Here is a 26,158-nt window from a genome sequence, read left to right on the forward strand (position 1 = left end):
ATGGACAATTCTCTTATCGTTGAGCTGTCACGTGCTCAATTTGCATTGACGGCGCTGTACCACTGGCTGTTTGTTCCTCTCACGTTAGGTCTCTCTTTTATCATTGCGATTATGGAAAGCATTTATGTTAAAACAGGCGATGCACAATGGAAAAAAATCACTAAGTTTTGGATGACACTTTTTGCCATTAATTTTGCGATAGGTCTAGCTACTGGCATCATTTTAGAGTTTGAATTTGGCACCAATTGGTCAAATTATTCGTGGATCGTCGGCGATATCTTTGGCGCACCTCTAGCAATAGAGGGCATTATGGCATTTTTTATGGAATCCACCTTTTTTGCCGTGATGTTTTTTGGCTGGGATAAAGTCTCTGCTAAAATGCACCTCTTATCGACATGGCTTGTGGCGATTGGCTCTAATTTATCGGCACTTTGGATCTTAGTAGCCAATGGGTGGATGCAACACCCTGTGGGCATGGAATTTAATCTAAACAGTGCGCGTTTTGAGATGAACAATTTTTGGGATGTACTTTTAAATCCCAATGCGGTTTCAAAGTTCTTACATACCATTAGCAGCGGTTATGTGATGGGTTCTTTGTTTGTTGTGGGCATTAGTAGTTGGTATTTGCTTAAGAAAAAAGAGGTTTTATTTGCAAAGCGCAGTATGATTGTAGGCGCTTCCTTTGGTCTGCTTGTCTCTATCTTTTTAGTGGCAACAGGCGATGAATCAGCGCATCAAGTAGCACTCACCCAACCCACAAAATTGGCGGCTATGGAAGGCTTATACGATGGAAAACGTCGTGCGGGTATCGTGGCGATTGGTCAGCTTAACACGGAAAAAGAGATAGGTGATGGCAAAGATGAATTTGTGTGGTCGATTGAAATTCCCTATGCGCTCTCCTTTTTAGGGTTTCGAAGTATCGATGCGTTTGTTCCGGGTATTGATGATTTGGTTTTAGGCAATCCAGCACTTGGCATTGAACCAGCCCAAAGTAAAATAGACAAAGGCAAAATCGCTTTGGGGGCACTACGAACGTATAAAGAGGCTCAAAAAGTATCGGATGCCCCAACGATGGAAAATGCTTTAAAAACATTTCGTGAGCATCAAGCATTTTTAGGGTACAGCTATTTGAATAAACCGTCTCAAATCATACCGCCTGTTGGACTGACGTTTTACAGTTTTCACATTATGGTGGGACTTGGAAGTTGGTTTTTAGCACTCTTTTTCTTTGTGCTCTATTTTTCGATGATCGGCAAAATCGACCATCAAAAACTACTGTTACGTGCCGCTCTTTGGTCGATTCCTTTAGGGTATATTGCAGGAGAGGCGGGCTGGATCGTGGCGGAAGTCGGCAGACAACCGTGGGCGATTCAAGGCATGCTTCCTGTAGGTGTGGCAAGTTCGCATATTGACTCGGTTTCGGTGATGATTACTTTAGGATTATTTGTGATTATTTTTACAGGATTGTTGATTGCTGAGATAAAAATTATGCTCAAGCAGATAACCATAGGACCAGAAGGAGAGAGTCATGTTTGAAAATATATCACTTTTGGGTCTTCAACACTATTGGTGGTTTTTGGTTTCGCTTATCGGGGCGTTGTTTGTGTTTATCACGTTTGTGCAAGGCGGACAAACGCTTTTGTATGCCATCGCTAAAGATGAAAAACAACGCAATGTTTTAGTCGCTGTTTTAGGTCGAAAATGGGAACTTTCCTTTACCTCGCTTGTCATGTTTGGAGGCGCACTCTTTGCGGCTTTTCCTCTGTTTTACGCGGTCAGTTTTGGTGGGGCGTATTATGTGTGGATGGCGATACTGTTTTGTTTTATCATTCAAGCCGTATCGTATGAGTACCGCAAGAAACCGGACAATTTTTTAGGCACGCGTACGTATGAAGCATTTTTATGGGTCAATGGTAGTGTAGGAATCATCCTCATAGGTATAGCCCTAGGCACGCTATTTACCGGGGGGAATTTTGTGAGAAACGATATGAATCTCTCCGCGTGGACGATGTCCAGTTATGGATTAGAAGGGGTACTAAACCCGTTTAATGTTGCGTTTGGATTTATGTTGTTTTTCTTAGCCCGTGTTCAAGCCGAACTCTATTTTCTCAACGCCATTGATGATGAAGCCATTGTTAAAAATACCAGAGTCCAACTTTTCAAAGACGCTATATTCTTTGTAGGCTTTTTTGTTGCCATGCTCGTTATGCTTTTAATGATGAGTGGGTTTTCGTATAAAGGTGAGTATGTTTACGTTGAAACGTTCAAATTTTTGAAAAACTTTATCGCCAATCCTCTCCTCATCGTAGCGTTTGGCATGGGTGCGTTGGCTGTTTTGTATGCCATTGCGATTAGTTTATTTAAGCGAAGCACGAAAGGTATTTGGTTCAGTGGTATCGGTACGGTTTTGGTTGCGGTAAGTTTGCTCTGTTTATTAGGCTTTAATGCGACAACGATTTATCCTTCCTTAAGTCATATTCAAAGTTCACTGACGATTGAAAATAGCTCTTCATCGCTCTATACTCTTAAATCAATGAGCTATGTTTCATTGGGTGTTCCCTTTGTTTTAGGGTACATTTTTCTGGTATGGAGAGCGATGAATAAAGAAAAAGTAACATCAGCCGAAGTGGAAGCTGATGCGCATCATTATTAGGAGATAACATGGAAGCAACACATTACACAACAGAAATTTTATGGCTTTGCACATGGCCTGTGCTCATTTATGTCTCTTATAAATTTATTGTTTTAAACATTTCTCATTTTGAAGAAAATTTAAAAGACAAATAACGGCATACAAGGCTATCCAAAGAAGAGGTAGGCGGTTTTAAGACGATATAGGATAAAATCGCCTATAAAAATTAATTTTAAAGGTATAGTCTATGGGTTTAGGTGTCGGTATTGTAGGACTCCCCAATGTTGGAAAATCAACCACTTTTAATGCGCTCACCAAAGCGCAAAATGCAGAATCAGCAAACTATCCGTTTTGTACGATTGAGCCCAATAAAGCCATTGTCCCCGTTCCTGATCCACGTCTTGAAGAGCTTGCAAAAATCGTCAAACCTGAACGCATTCAGCACTCAACGGTGGACTTTGTGGACATCGCGGGATTAGTTAAAGGTGCAAGTGCAGGCGAGGGTCTTGGTAATCAGTTTTTATCAAACATTCGTGAAGTTGAAGTCATTTTACACATGGTACGTTGTTTTGAAGATGAAAACATCACACACGTAGAAGACAGCGTCAATCCCTTGCGCGATATTGAAATCATCGAAACCGAGCTTATCTTAGCCGATGTCCAACAACTCGATAAAAAACTTGACCGTCTTCGACGTCAAGCTAAAGCAGACAAATCTGCACAAGGTATTTTAGAAGTTGCCGAAAAATTAAGAGCACATCTAGATGAACTAAAACCTGTAAGCACTTTCCCTGAGCAAAACGATGCGAATTTTGAAGCGCTCAATAAAGAGTTACGTTTTCTCTCCAATAAAACAGTCATCTATGGCGCTAACGTTGATGAAGCAGGCTTGTTAGAAGAGAATGATTTTGTTAAAACTGTCAAAACCCATGCACAAAGCGTAGGCGCTGATGTGGTTGTCTTGTGTGCCAAAGTTGAAGAAGAGATGGTCGCACTAGAAGAAGACGAGGCCGAAGAATTTTTGAAAGAATTGGGCGTTGAAGAATCAGGATTGAAACAAATTATTCGTTTGGCATTTGAAAAATTAGGATTGGCTTCGTACTTTACCGCAGGTGTTAAAGAGGTGCGTGCTTGGACGATTGAAAAAGGTTGGAAAGCCCCAAAAGCAGCAGCTGTCATTCATAACGACTTTGAAAAAGGTTTTATTCGCGCTGAGGTCATTGGGTATGAGGATTATATCGCTTGCAAAGGTGAAGCAGGCGCTAAAGAAGCTGGTAAAATGCGACTAGAAGGCAAAGACTACGTCGTCCAAGACGGCGATGTCATGCACTTTAGATTTAACGTATAAATGACTGACTCTTTTACATGTAAATCTTTTACATGTAAAAGAGTACTACGCTTTACTCTCCGCTTTCACATTCCCCACCATACGACATAATGCCGTAGTCTAGGTTGATGACAGTTTTATAGCCCATATGCAATAAAATGCGCTGACAATACGCACTTCGACTGCCACTGTAACAGTAGACGATAATCGGTGTGTTTTCTTGTCCATTTAATTGTGAGAGGGCATTATGAAAACTGGTGGTTGGAACTAAATAGTCTGTTCCTTTAATGCGATGCCCCACCCATTCCATCCATTCGCGTGTATCGACTAAGTTGAATTTCACAGAGCCGTTTGCACGTGCCTCAAGAAGTGCTTCAAGCTCATTGGCATCAATTTCTTTCTTTTTCATCAATGTTTCACACTCTTCTTTACTCAGCCCTCTTGCATGTGTATGGGCGAGCTCTTCCACGCTCTCTTCTTGTGCGAGTTCACGCGCGTGTTCAGGGGTGCAAAAGATAGTACAGTGACATTTACCGTTTTGTGGAATTTCAACGTTCAAAGCTGGTTTGCAAGGGCACAAACGATTCTCTGCTTGTGCTTGTTCTTCTGGGGTATTCCCCATCACCATAAAACAGGGACAGTAGCGCTTGCCGTAAATCATTTTATTGCGGGTTAAGCCTTGTTGGATGGACTCTTTGACTTCATCAAGCGGTGTGTATACAAAGCCAAATTGTTCACAGACTCTATCCGTAAACGCTTCTGTTTTTTCAAGTTCTGCTAAAAATTCAGGGGAGTTCATATCTATTTTTGTTATCAAACATATTCCTTTTATTTATTTTATGAACACCATTATAAAGAGTTTGTATTGGAAGAAAATTAAAGAAAGGTTTTACATGTAAAGCCTCAAGAAAGAGAAGAAAGTTTTTTTACATGTAAATATAATTTTTCTTCATTTTACTTATTTTTCCCTTCTTTGACAAAAATGTCAAAAATTAACATATAAAATCATTTTTGCGATTTTTTTGCTCTTTTTTTGCTTTACCATTTCCTTAGTTGGTTAAAAAAATAAATTAAAAAAAGAGTTTAAGATGCAAACCTTTCAACCGCAAACGACTTCCAGGCTCGATGACATTAAACATCTTCGTGATATCTTTAATGCCCAAAACTCCAAAGAACTTAAATGCGCGTTTGATGCACTGGGTTCTTCCATTACCATTTCAGAAGAAGATTTAGAAGTACAGTTTAATCGCTATTTTGTAGGTCCTATGGAAACCATTGCCGATCCATTTGCTTCCGTTTACCTTGATAATCCTGATGTTTTTATGTCTAAAAGTACCTTACATGTAAGAGATTTGTATGAAACGATGGGATTTACTTATTCGCTTAAAAACGTCATACCAGAGGATCATTTGGGCGTTGAACTGGACGCTTACTACCAACTACTTTTTCTAGAAGAGGCTAAAGAGATAACCTATTTGAGTGAGCTTCGTCACTATTTTTTACACGAACACTTAGCCCTTTGGATACCGCGCTTTTTGGAGCGTGGTTTAGCGCAGAGTGAGAAAGATGCACCTGCTATTACCTTTATTTTACAACAGCTCAAATCGTTACTGATAAGAGAAACCACGACAACAAGGAGTTCTTGAATGAGTTATTCCAAAGAAAAAGTTGAGAGCATTCTCAACAACGGCATCAGCCGAAGAAGTTTTCTAAAAGGCTTAGCAGCCAGTGGTGTATTATCGTCACTTCCTGGAGGTATTCTCCAAGCCAATGAAGACCTTAATACTAAAATCCCCTACCTTGGGCAAAAAAATTACCAAACGTTTCGCAATGCGTGTCCAAGAAACTGTTACGACACGTGTAGTATTAAAACCTACGTCAAAGATGGGGTTATGCAGTTTATCGAAGGTGCTCAGGAGTCCACATACACCCGAGGTGGTTGTTGTGTCAAAGGAAATTCCTACGTCAAGCGTGTTTATTCAGCGCGTCGTTTGAAATACCCAATGATGCAAGTGGGCGGAAAAGGTTCAGGCAACTGGAAACGCGTCTCTTGGGATTATGCAATGGAAACGATTGCAAAAAAACTTTTAGAGATGAAAAAAGAAGATGGAACGTTACTTGGTGCTGCACTCACCAAATATTCTGGTAACTTTGGTATCACCCATTACGGTATTGAAGGCATGTTTAGCTCTATTGGTTATACCACCAGACTTGCTGGAACACCATGCTGGCCAGCGGGTATTGATGCGCAAAACCTTGACATGGGTGACATGTGGTGTAATGACCCTGAAGAGATGAAAGACAGTAAATTTATTATTCTCTGGGGTGTTAATCCTGCGAGTAACTCTGTTCACTCAATGAAATACATCTATGAAGCAAAGAGCAAAGGGGCAAAAGTTGTAGTCATTGACCCTGTCTTTACCGAAGCCGCTTCAAAATCCAGTCAGTACATTCAGATCAAAACAGGAACAGACGGTCTTTTAGCGCTTGGAATGGCAAAAATTATCATTGATGCTAACCTCCATGATCAAAAATGGCTCGATGCAAACTCAAAAGGTTACAAAGAGTACAAAGCGTACTTGGATAAAGAGATCAATTTAGACAATGTTTCCAAAACGACAGGTATCCCTCTTGCAATGATTAAAGAGTTGGCTTTATCATTTGCAAAAGCAAAACCTGCGACCATTTGGATGGGTTATGGTATGCAACGTCACACCAATGGTGGTTCGATGATTCGTGCGATTGACGCCTTAGTAGCTGTTTCTGGCAACATCGGCAAATACGCAGGTGGTGCTCGTTATGGACACCTTAGTACATGGGGCTTTAATTATGCAGCACTTTCCATGCCAAAACCAGAAGGCAGTGTAGGTTTCACAGGTATTAGCACTATCAAAGGTGAATTTGCAAAAGAGAGTGGTGAAAAAGCGTCCTATACGGATCGTTCTCTCAATATCAACAAAACAGCACGTAGCCTTCTTGAGGCAAAAGAGCCAAAAGTAAGACTCCTGTGGGTTGCATGTAAAAATGTCTTCTCTCAAGATTTTGACCGCAATCAACTTATTCGTGCGTTCCAACAACTTGATCTTGTTGTTGTTGCAGATCAGTTCTTTAATGAAACGGCAAAATGGGCGGATATTGTCCTTCCTGTTGCGACACAGTTTGAAGAGTACGATGTCAATGTCTCTTACTGGCACTACTGGTTAAGCGTGAATGAACAAGCGATCAAACCTCTTTTTGAAGTAAAATCCGATGTTGAAATCGCAGCACTGCTTTCCAAACATATGAATAAACTAGAAGCTGGCTCATGTACCTTCCCTCAAAGTGTTGATACCAAAGCGATGATGATCAAAGAGTTTAACCCTGGCATCTATGAGCAATTTGGCATTAAATCATGGGAAGAGCTTAAAAATGGACCAGTCAAAGCTAAAGCGGTGATTCCATACGCTGATGGCAAGTTTAAAACACCAAGCGGCAAGTTTGAGTTTTACTCAGACAAAGCGTTGGAGCTTTTTGGTAATGCCTTGCCAACGTATGTTGAAGTACGCAAACCGTACGATAAATTCCGTATGACATCGCCTCACAGCAGATGGAGCTTACACTCACAGTTCCAAAACTTAGAGTGGATGGAAGATGTTCACCCAGAACCATACGTATACATCAATCCTGATGATGCTGAAGCCAAAATGGTCAAAGAGGGCGATACGGTAGCTGTCTTTAACAAACAAGGACTCTTACGTGTGAAAGCCAAACTTACCGATAACGTTCAAGCAGGTACGGTTTTGATGTATGAGCAATGGTACAACAACAATATTTACAACGTCAATGAACTCGTTGATGACACCAGTTCAGACATGGGTGCGTTTAAAACGGGAGCGCCAGGTGTTGCTCTTCATGATACCTTTGTCAATTTTAGAAAACTATAACAGGAGATTGTGATGCAAAAAGCTTTTTTAGTCGATGGCAGTATCTGTCTAGGATGTAATACGTGTGCAATGGCCTGTAAAAATCAGTATCATCAAGACGATGGAATTTTATGGCGCAAAGTAAGAGAAGTAGGTGGGGAAGATTATTTGATGGATAACAACAATATCTTGCCAACCTTAACGTCGTACCAAAAAGCACCCAAAGTGAAAATGCCGATGGAGCGTTTCTATTTTTCATTGGCATGTAACCACTGCGAAAACCCAGCCTGTGTGGCAATTTGCCCTGTTGGAGCGCATACGAAAGACCCTGAAACGGGTATTTGTAAACACGACCAAACGATTTGTATCGGCTGTGGTGGGTGTGTCAAAGCGTGTCCGTTTGGTGCGTCTAAATTCAATACCAAAATGGGACAAGCCGAGAAGTGCAGTATGTGTTGGGAGAGACAAGCTGATGGTAAAACAACAGCATGTGTTCAATCATGCCCAGTTCATGCCATTACGATTATTGACTTGCACGATCCAAAATACAAAGAGTATGCTAATGCGTCTCCAATAGGGATTGACTATGCGATCAATGCGGAAACACATCCAAGTACTCGTTTTATCCATCCTTCTATGCCAAAAGAGATTTACAGACAACCTAAAGGATAAATCATGGCTTCTTTAAAGCTCAAAATAGCATTTTTGATGGTATGGGCTTTATGGAGTTGCGCTTGGGGCAGCATGGCTGCTCCAACCGTTTGTAGTTTTGGCGATCCAGTGTTTGGTACGCTATCCCACCAACATGTGGACATTCAAGAACCCAGTTCTTATGTTGTTGGACAAGAAAACTTCGTTATAATAAAATTGGAAAAGCCCGACTTACCTTCTGGGTATATGGTCAGTGTTTTTGTTGATACGATTCATGCCCCCAAAGAACCTGAAGTTCAAGGCTGGTACCCCAAAACGAGTATCAAGCCGTTAGTGGAAGGAACGTACGAACTTTTGGTTCGTGTGAATTTGATGTATAAAGGAAGTTGAGGCGGTATACAGGTTGCAAGTCTTGCAAACACAAAAATCAGCTTTACCGCGAAGAAATCTAAATAACACTATGTTCAAGGAGTCTCAAACGTGGATAAACTTTTTTTGGAACGATTGAAGACGCTTAGGATTCTTTACGCCGAAGATGAAGAGGGCATACGAAAAAATATTGCTGCATCACTTCGTTATTATGCCAAAGAAGTGATTGAAGCAGAGAATGGAAAAACTGCGCTTGAACTTTATAAAGAGTGCTGTCCTGACATCGTCATTACCGATATTTTAATGCCCATTATGAATGGCGTAGAATTAGTAAAAGCCATACGCAAAGAAGATGAAATGACGCCTTTAGTGATTATTTCAGCACATACCGATAAAGAGTATCTTTTGAATGTGATTGATTTACATTTAGAACAGTACATTGTAAAACCCGTCAATTTTAAAGGGATTATGGATGCCCTTGAACGCTGCATGAAACGCATCTCCCTAACGCATACGATTGTTTATGAACTTCCTTGTGGCTACTTGTATGATAGCGACCAGAAACAATTGACCTTTCAAGGGGAGACGATTCATCTGAATAAAAAAGAGGCAGGCTTTTTAGAACTACTTTTACACAATAAACAACGTATCGTAACGTATGAAGAGTTACAAGCGCATGTTTGGCAAGATGATGTGATGACCGATAGTGCCGTGCGCTCTTTAGTACGCAATTTACGCAAGAAGTTACCGAAAGATTTTATTACGAATTTGTCAGGGGTTGGGTACCGATTTGAAATGTGCTAACGTGCTTTTACTGCTTTTATGTTTTTTGATGAACAATGCCTTAGCACAAGAGTGGAAAAATCCTTTTTATTATCGAAGTGATGATACTGCTTCTATCCTGATTAATGAGCGAGTTGAGGGGTCACACATCAGAGTATTTTTACCCACCATGCCGTATTTATATGTTTCTAAATTGGTCAATGGTACCTTGCTTCGCTCCAGCGGTAATCGTCAGGGATGGGAATATATGATGGCGACATCGTATACTAAAATAGACGAGCTTACCTATGAATTCTCTTTGCGCAAAGGTGTATTGTTTCAAGACGGTACGCCTTTTAATGCCGATTCTGTCGTCGAAAATTTTAAGTACTTCCTCAAAGAGCCTGTGGTCTATTCTGATATTCACAAACGCCTTCGAAGCGTGACCAAGGTTTCCGATGATAAAATTCGCATTCATCTTTACAAACCCTATGGCTTGCTTTTTAGTGACTTAACTTCCATTACGTTGTACACATCTTCGTATCTCAAACGCTACGGTTGGAGCACGGGCGAAGATTCTACATGTAATAGTATGCAAGCACCGGGACCTTTTGGATTGGGTCCTTATATCTTGGAAAAAGGATTTGCGACAGGGCGATTTCAAACGCCTATTTTAGAGCTTAAAGCCAACCCTCATTACTACGAAGCCGGGTTGCCTTATATTGAGAATGTCACTATTTTTACGGAACTTACCTCTAAAGAGGCGGTTCATATGGCATTGGAAAATGAAAGCCTTGACATCACACCTATTCCGTTTAATAAAAAAGTTGAAACAGTTCTTTCAAAATACGCACGATTGTACACCAAACCTTCAACACATAACATCTCCATTTATTTTAATCTCCTCAAACCAAACAGTAAACTTCAAGATAAAAAAATTCGTATAGCGCTGAATAAAGCAATCAATCAAAGTAATCTTTTAAATTTTGTGTATAAAAAAGAGGGCAAGCTCGCTCCTACTGAAGTCTCCGTGAATTATTATTCTGTCAAATTAGCGACACAAGGTCTGCAAACATGGGGTGAAACACTGCACCATTCGGAGGCGCAAGAGAAAGAGCTCAAAGCTATTTTAAATGGTTTGGAACTGGATGTTATCACGATGGACCGTTTTATGTTCTTATGGCACGGTATTGAACATCAACTGAAGAAATACGGCGTGAAATTACATTATACAATTACGCCAAATGAAAAAGAGATTTACACTCAGCTCTTAACCAATAGAGCCTCTCCCAAAAAGTGGGATATCTTAACATGGGGCAATGATGATTGGAGCAGTAACAATCCTTGGACAGCGTTTTTTGCGTATCGTATCTCTGATAAATGGTCGGCGATTGATAAAGACGATGTGATGCAAGAGTACATTGAGCAATTTTTTGATACAGAATTTCAAAGTAAAGCATTTGACGATATTGTGGCTAAAATTGTCAAGCGAGCATATGAACAAGCGTATATGCTATTTGTACCTTCTCCTAACATCGTTTTAGCCGTGAATAAAGAGGTACATTATGAACCCTCGTCGGTTTTGATTATGCCACTTTGGCGAGCAAAACTCACTAAATATCATTGGTCCATTAGAGGTAATAAGGCCTATCCCAAAGAGCGCGAAGCACCGATGCTTCCTTTAAGGTTTAATTATGATTAAGTATCTTTCCATGCGGTATAAATTTTTTCTAATGGCTTCTTTAGGCATCTGCGCGATTGTAACGCTCTCTTTTTTAGCGTTTGATATTACGGAAAAAGGAGTTCTAAACGTCAATAATGTCTTTGAAGGATCAAAGAGAGTTCAAACCATTCAGCAATCTTATATCTTGCCATTATTTAAGCTCAGAGAACAATCACTCTCTTTGATTATGGCGCCTAATGAGGATTTACGTAAAGATATCTTGAACAAAATCAATGAGATGCATACGCAAATGGACGAACCTTTTAGCAAACTTCCTACTCAAATTTATTCGCAGTGGAAAAATTATGTAGCGCTGGTTTTAGCCAATCAAGCTTTTTTGAAAGATGATTTTGAAGAAGGTGCTTTTATTAATGCCAACACCGTGGAGCGTGACCAATTTTATACTCTCATGGATTCTTTGGAAGTGTTGCAAAAAAATGAACTTGCTCACTCTTCTGAAACCTATGCAAAAGCAAGTCACCAAGCGGTTAATTCCAAATATTTTATTGCAATTTGGTTGGTGATGATTGTTTTACTAACGTTTTTATGTGGATTTTTTATCGCAAAAAATATTGTTGATTCTATTTTACAAGTGAGGCATGGGCTCAGACAATTTTTTGATTATCTGAAGTCTCCATCGTCTGAAGAGGCGACTAAAATACATATTGCATTGATGAATAAAGATGAACTAGGCGATATGGCACGCCAAATCAACAAAAATATTGAGATTATTCAGCATAATTTAGAACAAGATAGCCAATTAATTGAAGATGCAACCAATGTCGTAGCCGATTTAAAACTTGGCAATCTCAATCGTAGGCTCGTTGCTTCTGGGAACTCGGCTCAGCTTAATTTACTCAAAGCCGTGATGAATGAAATGCTTGATAACTTGGAGCTTCGCATTCAACAAGAGATTGATGAACGTACACGTCAAGAACAATTGTTAATCCAACAAAGTAAACTTGCGGCGATGGGCAATATGATCGGCAATATCGCTCATCAGTGGAGACAACCTTTGGGCGAAATCAATGCCATTTTGATGATTATCCAAGTAAGACAGCATTTTGATGATTTTACGGAAGAGTTTTTAACGGAAAAGATTGATGAGTGTAACCGTATCACGGCATACATGTCCAATACGATTAGCGATTTTCAAAACTTTTTTAAACCTTCCAAAGATAAAGAGATATTTGAAATCAACGATGCGTGTGAACGAGCGAGCTCCATCATACAAGCTTCGCTTCGTTATCACTCCATTGAGTTTTCATTGGTTGCCGAAGAGGAGATTAAAGTCCTTGGTTACCCCAATGAGTTTGCTCAAGCACTCCTTAATATCCTTTCTAATGCCAAAGATGTTCTGACTGACAGACAGATAGAAAATCCGTTCATTCACATGAGTGTCAAAAATGGCGATAAATATACTCTCATCAAAATCGAAGACAACGGTGGAGGTATTGCACCAGAACATATAGAGCGCATTTTTGAACCCTATTTCACGACAAAACATGCAAAGCAGGGAACGGGCATAGGGCTTTATATGACTAAAATGATTATTGAAAATAACATGAATGGTATCGTCACCGTTAGCAACACGGAACACGGTGCACTCTTTACCATTAAAATTAAACATTTTAAATAAAAAAACACTTCATTTTTCCCTTGAAATAGACCTTATCACATTTTTTTGCTCTTTTTTTTCACTACTATTTTCCTTATTACCATTAAGGAGTATTCAATGAAAAAAGTTACTACATCAATCCTCGTTGCCGCAATCTTCTGTGGCGTTACTGCAAATGCAACCCCTCTTTATACCAAGTGTGTATCCTGTCACGGTGCTGAAGGTGAAAAAGCAGCTTTAGGAAAAAGCTTAATCATTAAAGATATGAGTAAAACAGATTTTCTCAAAGCGCTTAAAGGGTATAAAGATGGCAGTTACGGTAAAGCAATGAAAGCAATGATGAAAGCACAAGTTGCTACGCTGAATGATGCGCAAATGGAAGAGATTGCCTCTTTTATCACTAAAAAATAGTGGGCATGCGGAATGGCTACCTGTCAAAATAGACGTGATTTTATGGGGATGGCGCTCGCAGGCGTAACGGCTGTGGGCGGTGTTTGTGCGCTGGGTGCGATGAAAAAGAGTTGGGACCCTCTCCCAAGTGTCCAATCAGCGGGTTTTGTTACGGTGGATGTTTCGACACTAGAAGAGGGTGAAGCGCGCAATTTTGCTTGGCGTGGAAAGCCTATTTTTGTGCTACGCAAAAGTGCAGATACCCCTAAAAATGCAAAACGTGATGTGGTCATCGGCGAGAAGGTTTTTACGCTTGTTATTGGTTTGTGTACCCATCTTGGATGCATCCCTTCGTATGATGCTAAAAAGAAGAGCTTTCTTTGTGCGTGTCATGGTGGCGTCTTTGATGCTAGTGGCATCAACACTTTTGGTCCACCACCACGCCCTTTAGATATTCCCCCTTTTAAAATTGTAGGTGAGACACTTGTGTTAGGCGAAGAGGGTGAAGAGTACAAAAAAATGATGAAAAAAGCGTAGGAGTAGGGTATGGCAGAAATCAGGAAAAGCGAAGGCTTTGTGGACTGGCTTGACCAGCGTTTAGCCGTGCGTGCCTTTGTGCGCGTGATGATGAGTGAATATTGGATTCCTAAGAACATCAATTTCCTTTGGGCAATGGGTGTTGTTTTGGTCGTCTTATTTGGTGTGCTTCTTGTAACGGGACTATTGTTGTTAATGTACTATAAGCCTGATGTGAATCTGGCGTTTGATAGCGTTAATTATACGATTATGCAAGAGGTCGAGTACGGTTGGTTATGGCGACATATGCACGGTGTTGCGGCTTCTGCGACATTTCTTATCATCTATATCCACCTTTTTACGGGCATCTATTACGGCTCTTACAAAAGAGGCAGAGAGATGATATGGCTAACAGGTATGCTTCTTTTTATTGCCTTTTCAGCCGAAGCGTTTAGTGGATACATGCTACCGTGGGGACAAATGAGTTACTGGGCGGCGCAAGTTATTACCAACCTTTTTAGCGGCATTCCTGTCATCGGTGATGCTGTTGTCATTTGGATTCGGGGTGATTATGTCGTTGCAGATGCAACCTTAACACGCTTTTTTATGTTGCATGTTGTGTTATTGCCATTAGTCATTTTAGCCGTCATTGCAGTGCATTTTTACTCTTTGCGTTTTCCGCATGTGAATAACCAAGAGTCCGAACTCTTTGACTTTGATAAAGAGGCGGAAAAATATTTAGAAGGCAGAAAAAAAGAGTCTAAAGTTGTACCCTTTTGGCCAGTGTTTCTTTCCAAAGATTTTTTTGTGGTTGGCTTTTTTATGACGATTTTCTTCGCCCTTGTCTGTTATCACTTTGATTTTGCGATGGATCCGATTAATTTTGAGCCTGCCAATTCAATGAAAACACCACCGCATATCTATCCTGAGTGGTATTTTTTGTGGAACTATGAAGTGCTTCGAGGGTTTTTCTTCGATATCGCAGGGATTGCCGCAATGGATATTGGTTTAGTGGCTTTTGTCATTGCGAATATGGTTTTCTTCTTACTTCCTTTCTTAGACCGCAATCCGATGAATACCGCACCTGCGCACAAACGACCTGTGTTTAAATACTGGTTTTGGCTTTTAGTGTGCGACATGATTGTTTTAACGGTTTACGGAAAATTACCACCGACTGGGGTCAATGCTTGGGTTGGATTTGTGGCGGCTGTGGTCTTCTTAGGTCTTTTTGTTGCTCTTCCTTTTATTACTAAAAAAGAAGCCAAAGGAGGTGAGCAATGAGAGAGCTTAAAATTTTAGCGGTTGTTCTTTTCTTTACCGCTGTGACCTATTTTGGTGTTGAACCCTATGCGCATTCCCAAATGCATCCACATGTAGCGCCTGCTGATTTTAATTTTAAAGATGTAGATGCTTTACCTGTAAAAGGTGATTTTCAAAAAGGCAAAGAACTGGTGGAGGCAAATTGTATCGCATGCCATGGCTTCTCATCGCAAGGAATGCCTGCGCCGCTTTCTGATGCCGATGCCGTAGCGAGTTATGGTATCGTTCCTCCCGATTTGAGTCATGCAGGACTGATTTATAATAAAAATTACCTCGCTGCTTTTATCAAAGACCCTGTAAAAACAGCGCAACTAAGCCACAAGTTTACCGATGCGAAGCCGTACGCAATGCCAAGTTTTAACTTTTTGAGCGAACAAGAAATAGCCGATATGATTGCTTATTTTGAAAGTATTGCTTCGCAAAAAATCAGTGATAAAGCAGTCTTTCAAGAAGCATGTGGAAGATGCCATAGTGTGAAATATGACGCCTTTAAGTCTCAAACGCCTAATGTAAATATTAAAGCATATTTGGGTGCGGAAGCGCCTGATTTGTCAATGATGATTCGCTCTAAAAAAGCTGAGTATTTAACCACGTTTATTAACGAACCGCTGAAAATGGTTGAGGGCATTGCAATGCCTCGCGTGGGACTCACTGAAGCTTCGCAAGACCAAGTAATTGCTTATCTTGAGAAAGTAGGAGATCGCAAAAAAGCTGAGCGTGAAAGCCTTGGCTTAAAACTTATAGGATTTATGGCTATTTTTACCCTAATAGCGTATTTGTGGAAAGTTCAAATTTGGAAAGAGGTGGCGTAAGCCGCCTCTTTTCTTTTCTCAAAGGTGGGTGATGTTCAAAACGATTAAAGCCAAAACAATTTTTACACTTTTCTTCGCAACATTGGGCACGCTTGGGATGCTCTTTTTTTTAATATCGCACGATTTTGAGAAATTGACGAAGAGCCAATTTAAAAACTCTTCCACAATGCTCTCCGCTTCTATTTTTCAAACACTCAAAAGCAGTATGAATTCAGGTGATCCTGAAGTGATTGCCGCTACGATTGAAAATGCCGCTTCCATTTCTGGCGTTTCTGCCTTAAAAGTTTACAAAGGTCCATCGGTCAAAGAGCTTTTTGCGAGTGATCACGATGCACCCATTCCCCCTACATTAGCCTCACTCTTCAATCAGCAAAATGAGTTGTTTGAAGAATTTACTGAAAAAAATCAAGAATACATTCGCATTGCCCTTCCTCTTAAAGCCGAAGTCTCCTGTTTAAGCTGCCATACCAATGCCAAAGAAGGTTCGGTACTGGGAGTGAGTGAACTCATTATCTCGACGCAACAGGCAAAAGAGAGCATCGCCACGGCAAAAATGCGTATTGTGTTTTTTATGGTTTTAGCGGATGGGCTTATCTTGGTGAGCTTTTTGCTTTTTTTCAAAAAAGAGATTTTTGGTGTCATTGAGACATTACGATTGATGGTTTACAATGTCGCCAAAGGGGATTGTGATTTGACCAAACGCATTGAGATTAAGCACTACGATGAACTGGGTGTGGTCTCTTCTTTGATCAATGAATTTTTAGTCAAAATTCAAACAACGCTTAATGATGTCAAACACAGCTCGTCGTCCAACTTAGCATCGGCAGAAGAGATGATGCAGGTCGCTACGACGCTTGTCGAGAAACTTGCATCGCAAATTGATTCAATTGCGCAAGTCCATCACTCCATTATGGCGATTCGCACTGAAACCAGTGAGTCGTATAGCCTTTCTCAAACCAGTTCTCAAAACTTACATGAAGCAAGAGATGCCTTGGGTACACTTTTTGTAGAGCTTGAAGCTTCCGTGAAGCGCATTCAAAGTGACAGCGAGCATGAAAAAGAGTTGGCTTTAAAAACATCACAGCTCAACACGCATGCTGAACAGATCAAACAGGTTTTAAATACGATTGAAGAGATAGCCTCTCAAACCAATCTTCTCTCCCTTAATGCTGCCATCGAAGCTGCACGTGCAGGAGAACATGGGCGTGGGTTTGCCGTTGTCGCAGATGAAGTGCGAAAATTAGCAGAGAAAACTCAAAAAAGCCTTGAAGAGATCAGCGTGGTTGTGCATGCCATTGGTTCGGGGATTGTGGAAGTGAGTGAGCAGATTCAAAAAAGTTCGCAAAATGCTGTGGCCATTTCGTCTCATTCTCAAACACTGATCGATGAAGCCCGCACGTCCGATAAAAAGCTCTCTTTAGCTATGGAAAACGCAGAAGAAACCATGCACAAAAACAGTCAATCACTGCATCACATCGAAGCTTTGGTGGATGTCGCCCAAACAATGGTGGGCGTTGCCAACGAGACCAAGGAGACCTCTTTACAGTTTCAAAGCATTGCCAGTGAACAAGCACACAAAAGTCATCAACTGCAAAGTACGTTACATACTTTTCGTACACAAAACGACGCTTAACCTCTTTCTCCTTTAAAAAAGAAGTGACATTTGCTTCTTTTCTACACATATAAGACCCTCTGTTTTTTCGTCACTAAAACTCTTTGCCGCTGCGATTATTTTGCTCTTTTTTTTATTTAAAATTTTTCTTGAAGCTTCAAATTAATTATTAAAACAACGGGCAGATTAAAGAATTAGGCAGATGGGTTTATGCGTCTGTCTGGATGTGCTTAAAGCATAACGCTCACACATCTTTTTTGGCATAAATTAACGTCATTGTTTTTACATGTAAAAACAATTTACTACCCTTAAAGGAATACTATGAAATTGGCAAAATTAAGCTTGGCAGCTCTTTGTATGACAGGGCTTGTTACTTGTTCTTTTGGTGCAGACACACTTGCGGATGCGTTCAAAGAAGGTAAAATCAGCGGTGAGTTAAAAGCGTTTTATTGGGATCGTGACCGAAATCCTGCCATACCAAGTGATTCTATTTTTAACGTGGGCGTAATGCTCAACTATAAAACAGCAACACTGAATGGTTTTGGTTTAAATTTGACAGGGCAAACCAACCACGCACCTTTTGCAAGTGCGAACGCAAAACAACAGTTTGGTTGGGATGAGTATGGTTCAGGTGCGCAACTTTCAGAAGCTTATCTCTCTTACAATGCGGGCAAAACAACCGTTCAAGTCGGACGCATGTTTTTAAATACACCTCTTATCGCCTCTTTAGGCAATCGTATGGTGAAAGAGTCATTTGAAGGTGCAAGCATCGTCAATACAGACCTTCCTAATACAACCTTAACCGCAGCCTATGTTCAAAAGTTTCAAGCACAAACAGATGGAGCAGGACATATTGGAGAGTTTACAACGTATAGCAATGGTTATGGAGCCTCACCTCTTTTAGAAGATGGCGCTTATACACTTGTTGCCGTAAATAAATCTATCACAAATTTAACATTGACAGCCGCTTACGCGGAAGATATTAATACCAAAGGGGCAATGGCGTATGCTGAAGCAGCGTACAGCGTTGTTGTAAATGCCTTTACTTATGGATTAGCCGCGCAATATTACTACAACGACAAAGACATTACAGGCAGTAAAAGCTCAGACCTCTATGGACTTAAAGCAAGTCTAGGATACGGCGCAGTGAATGGTTATGTTGCGTACAGCAGTGTCAGTAAAGACGCTACAGTCACACCTGGTATCGGTTGGGGCGCAGACTTGGCTTATACTGGAACGATTATTCTCTCTAGCAGTTACCCTGCAAACACAGAGGCATACGCTTTAGGACTTGGATATACGTTTAATCCTCGCACGTCTGTGAATGTGGCTTATACCGTCACTGATGATGATGACCTTTCCTATGGTAAAGCATCTTATGTATCACTTACGGGTAATTATGCCTTTGATGGAGCGCTTAAAGGGCTTAGTTTCTTAGTCATGTACGATAAAGAAAATCGTGATCTTGCAGGTGCTAAAGATAAAGATGAATTTAGATTTAGTGCACGTTACGCATTTTAAGAAGTTTGAAACTCTTTTACATGTCATTACATGTAAAAGAGTTCTTTAAAACATTTCGGGTCTTCCGAAGTAGTATCCTTGCGAGTAGTCCACGCCCAAAGCGCGTACCAATGCATAAATTTCCTCATTTTCGACAAATTCAGCAACCGTGGTTAATTTTTGTTTTTGTGCAAACATGACGATTGTTTCAACGATGTGTCGGCTGACTTCATTGGTGGTGATGGTTTTAATTAAGCTACCATCAATTTTTAAAATATCGGGCTCATACGAGAGCATTCGCTCAAAGTTTGAGTATCCCGTACCAAAGTCATCGATGGCAATTTTAACGCCTTGTGCTTTAATCTGCTGAATGAACTGTTTTATTTTATAAAAATCACGAATATCTTCACTCTCTAAAAGCTCAAAAATGATGCGATTCGTTTCTGTTGGGTATTGTCTTAGCAGATGGTTGATGTGCTGAACAATCTCCTCACGCTCAATATCGTGTAAAGAGAGATTTACCGAGATAGAAACATCGCTTATTTTTGATAATGCCGCAAACGAGTTATCTAAAACAATTTTAGTAATTTTAGAGTAATATCGACCTTTTTTTGCCACTTCGAGGAAAAAATAAGGAGTCAGCAGCTGACCTTCCGTATTGATGAGTCGCACTAGAGATTCGTATTTTTCAACTTCTTGTGTTTGGTTATTGACGATAGGTTGAAAATACGAGATGATATTGCCTGTGTCGATAGCTGTTTTAATGGTGTGAATCGTTTCGATGTTTTTAAGGGCGTTATCGTATTCAATCCCTGAAAGCCCATCGGCGTAGATGATAGGTTGCTTGGTCGCAATTGCTTGTTCAATCCCAATTTTGGCATCTTCAAAGACTTTGAAAATACCATACGTAAAGCTACAAATGACGGAAATATCATACTCAATGTGGTCGATTTTGACAACATGTTCTTTGACATTGGCTAAAAAAAGCTCAAGTGTTTCTTGTATCTCCTCTTTACTGGCTTTACAACTTCTTCTATCAATCGCAAAGGCGTACAGACCATTTTCAAGGTGATACACGCGTTGAAATCCCCAACGATTTGGCATCAAATACAGCAGAGTCTTTCCAAAAATATTTTCGATTTTTTCCACACTGGTTTTATCGTAAAACTTCTCCAAAATCGTGTAGTCTTCGATTTGCACTAAAATCAGTACCGAAAGCGTATTGTTCGCTAAATAATCAAAGAGCTGCTTTTTATCGCTCATTATGGCCGTAATATCATGGCGTAAAGAGATAAATTCTTCAATCTCTCCATCGGGATTCAAGATGGGTTGAACCGTCGTCTTAACATAATACGAATCGCCATTTTTGGCACGGTTCTTCACAATACCTTGCCATGTTTTTTTCTCTTCTTTGATGGTTTTCCAGAGGTCTCTAAAGGCATTTTTTGGCATGTCGGGATGGCGAATGATGTTGTGAGAATGCCCTAAGAGTTCATCTTTATTGTAGCCAGAAATTTGACAAAATTTATCATTGACATAGGTGATAATCCCATTGGGATTGGTTTTTGAGATGATAGAACTGATGTTCGTGATATTCTCATATTGTTTGAGTAAGAGAGCGTTTTTAGTATTTTCTTTACGTAAATGAATTTTTTCCAACACGCGTGAGAGTGTTGAGATAAGTTGTGTGGTATTGAGAGGTTTGAGTAAATAGCCATCGACTCCCGCTTCAATGGTTTGCATAAAATAGTGTGTCTCATTGTGTGCCGATAGAACAACGATAGCAATCTCCGTATTGCTTTGTCGAATGGCTTGAATCATCTCAACCCCATTCATACGAGGCATCGTAATGTCTGTGATGATAATGTCTATCTGGGATTGATGTGCGTGATAGAGGGCTAATCCCTCTTCGCCATTTTCTCCTACATACAGGGTATCAAAAAATTCGGAAAAGAGACTAGTAGCGGCAGTTCTCGCTTGGGCGTCATCTTCAATGTAAAGAAGTGTGAATTCCTTGCTCATCTTCTTGAGTTGTTCTATCTGTTGGCGTTCCACGCGAAGTCCCTCCTATAGGTTGTCCAAATTTTACCGTACGGACATGACCCAGATCAAAATGAATTAACTCTTTTTCAAACAACATCACAATCGTTGAACCCATTTCAAAATGACCGAGTTCTTCCCCTTTGGAGATTTTGAGGTTGTCATAACAATAATAGCGTTGGAGATTGGTACATGCATTGGTTTGAATAGAAGCATCAAAGCTGAATGCTATCTTTCCTACATTCAAAGCACCTACAAAAACCATATAAAACAGTTGGTTCTCTTGTGTATAACATTCTAACACAACTCTTTCATTTTCGATAAATAAATTGTTGATTTTACTGAGCCATGTAAAATTGACAGGGTAGAGTTTTCCTGGGATATGAACCGCTTTGGTGATGCGCATATCAATAGGAGCATGGTAACGATGATAATCTTTGGGCGAGAGATAAAAATTGATAAAACTTCCCCCCTCAAGTTTTGCTTTTTGCTCTTTGGAAATATAATCACCCAATAAATGGCTGACGTTATAATGAAACCCTTTGATTTGAAGTGCTGTGGAGTGTTCTATGGCTCCATACGCGCTGATGAGACTGTCACACGGTGAAATAAATGTTTTTTCGTTGATGTTAAAAAGGCGTCTTGTTTTAAAACGGCGTGTAAAAAGTTTATTGAGGCTTTTGTAAAAAGAGGCTTCTTCAAATTCTTGGAGATCGACTTTCATGAGGGTAACATAGGCTTTATTGATAATGCGTTGTATCACACTTGGAAACTCTTTGGACGCGAAAATACCAAAAAGACGTGATAACGAAGATGTTTTAAAATTTGGGTAACGTTGCATGAAACTCTTTTCGAAAAATTTTATAAAAAAAGATTATACCAAAGGAACGACTTTATTGAGACTAAATTAAAAAATTATGATACGATTTTATCTTTTAATCTTTAGAACTTTTTAAAGAAAGGACACACTATATGGAAAAAATGACAGGTTTTTGGCAACGATTTGTACAGTTTATTACGTTTGTAAATCTTCCGATTCGTCAAAAATTTCTTTTGTTTGAACTGGGAACATTCTTTTGGTTTGTTCTGATTGGCAGTGTCGCCGTAGTTTCACTGAGTTTTATTCATTATCGATATTTACAAATCACCCAAAGTACATTACCGTATATGAAAGTGGTCTATTCTCTTGCTCCAGAGCTCTCTTCGCTAGAGCGAACTCTCGCTTCTAGTAAAGATGAAACAACCCTTGTAAGCCTTAAAACACCTATCTCACAGATGCAAAACACGCTTTCTCTTTCGCTTATGGGAACACAAAAAAAACATATGAGCGGCAATATATTTGAAATGATTATCCAATCGCTCTCAAAAGATGATAGCAGTAGCTTAAGCGCGCTTCAAAGTATTTTACAAGAAGTCAATACAATGGAAGAGCTTGTCAGCAGTCTTCAAAAAAAGAGAAGCGACGCTTCTTTGGAATTTACGCAGGTAAAAGAAGCATTGGAAGAACATGTCGCTTTGACGCAAAAAATGTCCTTATCGCTGAGTCAGCGTATTGATAATACCTATGAAGACTACACACAGCAAGTGACCAATACTATTCGCTTTTCTATTAACACGATTGCGAGCGTGATTATCGTCGCTATCATTCTTCTTATCTTTTTTACGCGTTGGTTAAAAGATGCTTTTTCCAAACCAATTGAGTCGATGATTCATCAAATTCATTCTATTGGTACGGGCGAAGTGGATTTAAGTAAGAAGCTTAAAATCAGGTCACGCGATGAGATAGGCACACTCTCAAAAGAGTTCAACAAACTCGTCGATACTGTTTATGGCGTGACGGTCTTTAAAAAAGTCATTGAAGAAGACAGCTCCCTTGAAGTGGTCTATACCCGTCTTGGAGAGGTTTTTGAAAAAGAAGCGGGTATTTGCAATTACCGCATTTTCGATGTCAATCCTGCCAAACAAACCATGAACGTGGTGTATCCTCATATCCTAGATGAGAAAGAATTTTTAAGTTGCAATGAAGAGATATTGCACAGTTGTACGCTGTGTCGTGCCCAAAAGACAGGACACAAAGTCTCTTCGTTTGAATATGAAGGCGTGTGTAAAGAGTTTATCCATGAAGAGGGTAAAAAACACGTGTGTATTCCACTCATTGTCTCAGGACATGCCGGAGCTGTGGTACAATTTGTGTTTAACAGTGACGAAGGTGAGAGCGTCAATGAAAAGCTGTTTAAAGCAGAGAGTTATATCAAACACTCCCTTTCTGTCATCGAAACCAAACGACTGATGAATACGCTTCGCGAATCCTCCTTGGTCGATGGACTTACGGGACTTTATAATCGTCGCTTTTTACAAGACCATTCCAATCAGATTATCGCAAGTACGCTTCGCCGTAAAAAACAGATTAGTTTATTGATGTGCGATATGGACTATTTTAAACAAGTCAATGACAAATACGGACACGATGTGGGCGATAACATCCTCAAAGACACGTCGCATATCCTTAAAAAAAGTGTCAGAGAGTCGGATATCGTTATTCGCTTTGGTGGAGAAGAGTTTTTAATCCTTTTGATTGACACTGAAATTGGGTATGGTTTGCAAGTCGCAGAAAAAATTCGCCTCAGTGTCGAAGAGTTCAATTTTAAAACCAATGACGGCATTTTGAAAAAAACCATTTGTATCGGTGTGAGTGACTTTCCAAACGATACCGACGGGTTCTGGCAGGCGATTAAATTTGCCGATGTTGCCTTGTATAAAGCCAAAGAGAGCGGACGTAACCGTTCAGTTCAATTTACCACAGAATTGTGGGATCAAAAAGCAAATTTTTAGAAAAGGTATCTATGTTTAACGCGTACATTCAAGACCCAAAAATGCTCCAAAATTTAAACGATTTGGGCTATGTTTCCATGACCCCTATCCAAAGAGAGTGCATTCCTTTGGCGCTTGAAGGAAAAGACCTTGTCGCCAAAGCCAAAACGGGCAGTGGCAAGACCGCTGCGTTTGGTTTGCCGCTTCTTTTGAGATTACATGTAAACTCCATGCGCATCCAATCAGTCATTCTTTGCCCCACACGTGAATTGGCGGAACAAGTTAGCAGTGAACTAAGAAGACTCGCCCGTTTTGCGCACAACATCAAAATCGTCACATTGTGTGGCGGAACGCGTTTTGTGCCTCAGTGCATTAACCTTGAACATGGCGCGCACATTGTCGTAGGCACACCAGGGCGCATTTTGCAACATTTGCAAGAGAAGACTATCAATTTTGAACACATTAAAACGCTCGTGCTTGATGAAGCAGACCGTATGCTCGACATGGGTTTTTACGAAGACATCGAAAAAATTATCGCCAAAATGCCAAGCAAACGCCAAACCTTGCTCTTCTCCGCGACGTTTCCTAAAGAAATTGAGCGCATGTGCCATGAAGTGCAAAAGGATGCTTTACATGTAAGCATCGAAGAAGAAGCACATACGTCACCCAACATTACGCAAGTCTGTTACACCGTCGAAGCCAGCGAAAAAGAAGCAGCACTCAAAGGGGTTTTGTTGCAGAGTGATGCTAAGTCGGTCATCATCTTTTGCAAAACGAAAATCGGAGTCGCCGAGCTTCAAGGCTATCTACTCGATGAAGGATTTGACGCCCTTAGTTTGCATGGCGATTTAGAGCAAATAGACCGCGACGAACACCTGCTTCTTTTTGCCAACGGTAGTGCGCAAATTCTTGTAGCAACCGACTTAGCGTCGCGCGGGCTTGACATCAAAGATGTCGAGATGGTCATCAACTACGAACTACCACAAACGATGGAAATCTACACCCATCGCATCGGACGAACCGGGCGTATGGGAAAAGAGGGAATGGCGGTGAGCTTTGTCACACCACGCGAAGAGAGCTTTTTGAAAGAGCTTAAAGAAGCCAATTTTGCCTTTACATGTAAAAGCATCGACGCGCTCAATCCCACCCAATCAAAACCCCAAAAAGCCCAATACATCACCCTTTGCATCGACGCAGGCAAAAAACAAAAAATGCGAGCAGGCGACATCTTGGGCACACTCACCAAAGACTTAGGACTAGAGGGCAAATTTATCGGTAAAATCGACATCTTGGAGAAATTCTCTTACGTCGCCATAGCTCGCGAATACGCCGATAAAGCGTTTAACGGACTGTGTGCCACGACGATTAAAAATAGGCGGTTTAAGATTTGGAAATTGGGGTAAATATATGGAAGATAATGAAGTAAAGAACGATAAAGTTTTAAATGTAAAATCAAACCAAAATAAGCCTTCTTTGCAAACAATTTTAACAATTGTTGGATTAGGCTTAACAATTATTGCATATGTAATTGGAAAAGCATTTTATGATACATATATGCGATACCTTGGGTTAAATAGTGATTTCTTTCCTATATCAATTCAAGACATTTATTTTTATTCATATATCGCTGCTTTACACGGATTTTCAGCTCTTATTGAGATTTTACAGCGCAATCTATTGTCTCTAATAATAAGTGCAACACTGATAATAGGAATAATGGTTTTCTTTGCATTACGCCCTAAAAATGAAAAATCTATATTGGTAAAATTTCCATTTTTAGAAAAAATCTTTTCATCTACAAAAATACAATTTTTTACACAATTATTGACTACGACATTTGCTGGAGTCTATCTTTTTACATTATTTATATATGTTCTAACTCTAATTCTAATGTTTGCATTATATCTGTATATGGGACCACAGTCAGTAGGCGAAAAAATGGCAGCTAAAAAGATAAATGAATATCGTGAACACGGTTGTTATGTGCCTGAACATAGTCAAGCAAATACATGCATTCAAATTTTGAATAAAGATAATCAAGAAGTAGCAAAAGGTGTATTCATAGCTTATAATAACGAGAAAATTGCTTTTTTAAATAATGAAGGTAGTCAGATTATTACATTTCCTATTGGTGGGAAAATTATTGCAGATATAAATATGACAAAGAAATAAT

23 protein-coding genes are annotated in these 26,158 nt (G+C 40.0%); 20 read left to right on the forward strand and 3 right to left on the reverse strand.

From position 1 onward, the window contains the following. The 4 genes from AC5SLP_RS03655 to ychF all read left to right on the forward strand — a co-directional run bounded on the left by AC5SLP_RS03655 (position 1) and on the right by ychF (position 3,980). Entirely contained in the window at positions 1 to 1,536 is a 1,536-nt protein-coding gene (locus AC5SLP_RS03655) for a cytochrome ubiquinol oxidase subunit I (protein ID WP_495253768.1), read from the forward strand. Then, entirely contained in the window at positions 1,529 to 2,653 is a 1,125-nt protein-coding gene (locus tag AC5SLP_RS03660; protein ID WP_495253769.1) for a cytochrome d ubiquinol oxidase subunit II, read from the forward strand. Before AC5SLP_RS03655 ends, AC5SLP_RS03660 begins: the two co-directional genes overlap by 8 nt. Positions 2,654 to 2,661: 8 nt before the next feature. After that, positions 2,662 to 2,787, forward strand: a complete 126-nt coding sequence (locus AC5SLP_RS03665) for a hypothetical protein (RefSeq protein ID WP_495253770.1) — start codon at positions 2,662 to 2,664, stop codon at positions 2,785 to 2,787. Positions 2,788 to 2,879: 92 nt separating this feature from the next. Next, on the forward strand, positions 2,880 to 3,980 hold the full coding sequence (ychF, locus tag AC5SLP_RS03670; protein ID WP_495253771.1) for a redox-regulated ATPase YchF: 1,101 nt from the start codon (positions 2,880 to 2,882) through the stop codon (positions 3,978 to 3,980). Positions 3,981 to 4,032: 52 nt separating this feature from the next. Here ychF and AC5SLP_RS03675 read toward each other — a convergent pair whose 3' ends face one another. Beyond that, positions 4,033 to 4,776 carry a ferredoxin-thioredoxin reductase catalytic domain-containing protein gene (locus tag AC5SLP_RS03675; RefSeq protein WP_495253772.1) on the reverse strand — a complete coding sequence of 248 codons (744 nt, stop codon included), beginning with the start codon at positions 4,774 to 4,776 and terminating at the stop codon, positions 4,033 to 4,035. A gap of 271 nt (positions 4,777 to 5,047) precedes the next feature. On the opposite strand from AC5SLP_RS03675, the gene AC5SLP_RS03680 reads away from it, so the two are divergent. The 13 genes from AC5SLP_RS03680 to AC5SLP_RS03740 all read left to right on the forward strand — a co-directional run bounded on the left by AC5SLP_RS03680 (position 5,048) and on the right by AC5SLP_RS03740 (position 19,155). Further along, positions 5,048 to 5,605, forward strand: a complete 558-nt coding sequence (locus AC5SLP_RS03680; RefSeq protein ID WP_495253773.1) for a TorD/DmsD family molecular chaperone — start codon at positions 5,048 to 5,050, stop codon at positions 5,603 to 5,605. Then, positions 5,606 to 7,882, forward strand: a complete 2,277-nt coding sequence (locus tag AC5SLP_RS03685; protein WP_495253774.1) for a molybdopterin-dependent oxidoreductase — start codon at positions 5,606 to 5,608, stop codon at positions 7,880 to 7,882. Between the two features lie 12 nt (positions 7,883 to 7,894). After that, the gene (locus tag AC5SLP_RS03690; protein WP_495253775.1) at positions 7,895 to 8,533 is read left to right on the forward strand and encodes a 4Fe-4S dicluster domain-containing protein; all 639 of its coding nucleotides are present in this window, start codon (positions 7,895 to 7,897) and stop codon (positions 8,531 to 8,533) included. Between the two features lie 3 nt (positions 8,534 to 8,536). Then, complete coding sequence (locus AC5SLP_RS03695) at positions 8,537 to 8,902, forward strand: hypothetical protein (RefSeq protein WP_495253776.1); 366 nt, start codon at positions 8,537 to 8,539, stop codon at positions 8,900 to 8,902. Between the two features lie 90 nt (positions 8,903 to 8,992). Then, positions 8,993 to 9,685 carry a response regulator transcription factor gene (locus AC5SLP_RS03700; RefSeq protein ID WP_495253777.1) on the forward strand — a complete coding sequence of 231 codons (693 nt, stop codon included), beginning with the start codon at positions 8,993 to 8,995 and terminating at the stop codon, positions 9,683 to 9,685. Further along, positions 9,672 to 11,345 (forward strand): ABC transporter substrate-binding protein, encoded by a 1,674-nt coding sequence (locus AC5SLP_RS03705; RefSeq protein ID WP_495253778.1) that lies wholly within the window; start codon positions 9,672 to 9,674, stop codon positions 11,343 to 11,345. Before AC5SLP_RS03700 ends, AC5SLP_RS03705 begins: the two co-directional genes overlap by 14 nt. Further along, positions 11,338 to 13,005 carry a sensor histidine kinase gene (locus AC5SLP_RS03710; protein WP_495253779.1) on the forward strand — a complete coding sequence of 556 codons (1,668 nt, stop codon included), beginning with the start codon at positions 11,338 to 11,340 and terminating at the stop codon, positions 13,003 to 13,005. The genes AC5SLP_RS03705 and AC5SLP_RS03710 overlap by 8 nt, the downstream gene beginning before the upstream one ends. 96 nt (positions 13,006 to 13,101) lie before the next feature. Continuing rightward, on the forward strand, positions 13,102 to 13,395 hold the full coding sequence (locus AC5SLP_RS03715) for a c-type cytochrome (protein WP_495253780.1): 294 nt from the start codon (positions 13,102 to 13,104) through the stop codon (positions 13,393 to 13,395). Positions 13,396 to 13,407: 12 nt separating this feature from the next. After that, the gene (locus tag AC5SLP_RS03720; protein WP_495253781.1) at positions 13,408 to 13,911 is read left to right on the forward strand and encodes a Rieske 2Fe-2S domain-containing protein; all 504 of its coding nucleotides are present in this window, start codon (positions 13,408 to 13,410) and stop codon (positions 13,909 to 13,911) included. 9 nt (positions 13,912 to 13,920) lie between these two features. Further along, the gene (locus tag AC5SLP_RS03725) at positions 13,921 to 15,171 is read left to right on the forward strand and encodes a cytochrome b (protein ID WP_495253782.1); all 1,251 of its coding nucleotides are present in this window, start codon (positions 13,921 to 13,923) and stop codon (positions 15,169 to 15,171) included. Then, a complete protein-coding gene (locus AC5SLP_RS03730; RefSeq protein ID WP_495253783.1) occupies positions 15,168 to 16,022 on the forward strand; it encodes a c-type cytochrome in 855 nt (284 codons plus the stop codon). The genes AC5SLP_RS03725 and AC5SLP_RS03730 overlap by 4 nt, the downstream gene beginning before the upstream one ends. A gap of 31 nt (positions 16,023 to 16,053) precedes the next feature. Then, positions 16,054 to 17,655: a methyl-accepting chemotaxis protein gene (locus tag AC5SLP_RS03735; RefSeq protein WP_495253784.1), complete on the forward strand. Its 1,602-nt coding sequence runs from the start codon at positions 16,054 to 16,056 to the stop codon at positions 17,653 to 17,655. A gap of 300 nt (positions 17,656 to 17,955) precedes the next feature. After that, complete coding sequence (locus AC5SLP_RS03740) at positions 17,956 to 19,155, forward strand: OprD family outer membrane porin (protein WP_495253785.1); 1,200 nt, start codon at positions 17,956 to 17,958, stop codon at positions 19,153 to 19,155. Positions 19,156 to 19,200: 45 nt separating this feature from the next. On the opposite strand, the gene AC5SLP_RS03745 is transcribed toward AC5SLP_RS03740, so the two are convergent. Together AC5SLP_RS03745 and AC5SLP_RS03750 are read right to left on the reverse strand one after the other, a co-directional pair. Beyond that, a complete protein-coding gene (locus tag AC5SLP_RS03745; RefSeq protein ID WP_495253786.1) occupies positions 19,201 to 21,189 on the reverse strand; it encodes an EAL domain-containing protein in 1,989 nt (662 codons plus the stop codon). Further along, positions 21,125 to 22,015 carry a phosphatidylserine decarboxylase gene (locus AC5SLP_RS03750; RefSeq protein ID WP_495253787.1) on the reverse strand — a complete coding sequence of 297 codons (891 nt, stop codon included), beginning with the start codon at positions 22,013 to 22,015 and terminating at the stop codon, positions 21,125 to 21,127. The genes AC5SLP_RS03745 and AC5SLP_RS03750 overlap by 65 nt, the downstream gene beginning before the upstream one ends. A gap of 131 nt (positions 22,016 to 22,146) precedes the next feature. Here AC5SLP_RS03750 and AC5SLP_RS03755 point away from each other — a divergent pair, with 131 nt between their 5' ends. The 3 genes from AC5SLP_RS03755 to AC5SLP_RS03765 are packed head-to-tail and all read left to right on the forward strand — an operon-like array spanning position 22,147 to position 26,157. Further along, a complete protein-coding gene (locus AC5SLP_RS03755) occupies positions 22,147 to 24,006 on the forward strand; it encodes a sensor domain-containing diguanylate cyclase (protein ID WP_495253788.1) in 1,860 nt (619 codons plus the stop codon). Between the two features lie 11 nt (positions 24,007 to 24,017). Further along, on the forward strand, positions 24,018 to 25,388 hold the full coding sequence (gene dbpA, locus AC5SLP_RS03760; RefSeq protein WP_495253789.1) for an ATP-dependent RNA helicase DbpA: 1,371 nt from the start codon (positions 24,018 to 24,020) through the stop codon (positions 25,386 to 25,388). Between the two features lie 4 nt (positions 25,389 to 25,392). Further along, positions 25,393 to 26,157: a hypothetical protein gene (locus AC5SLP_RS03765; protein WP_495253790.1), complete on the forward strand. Its 765-nt coding sequence runs from the start codon at positions 25,393 to 25,395 to the stop codon at positions 26,155 to 26,157. Position 26,158 lies beyond the last annotated feature (1 nt).

The organism is Sulfurospirillum sp. E15m (assembly GCF_059415145.1).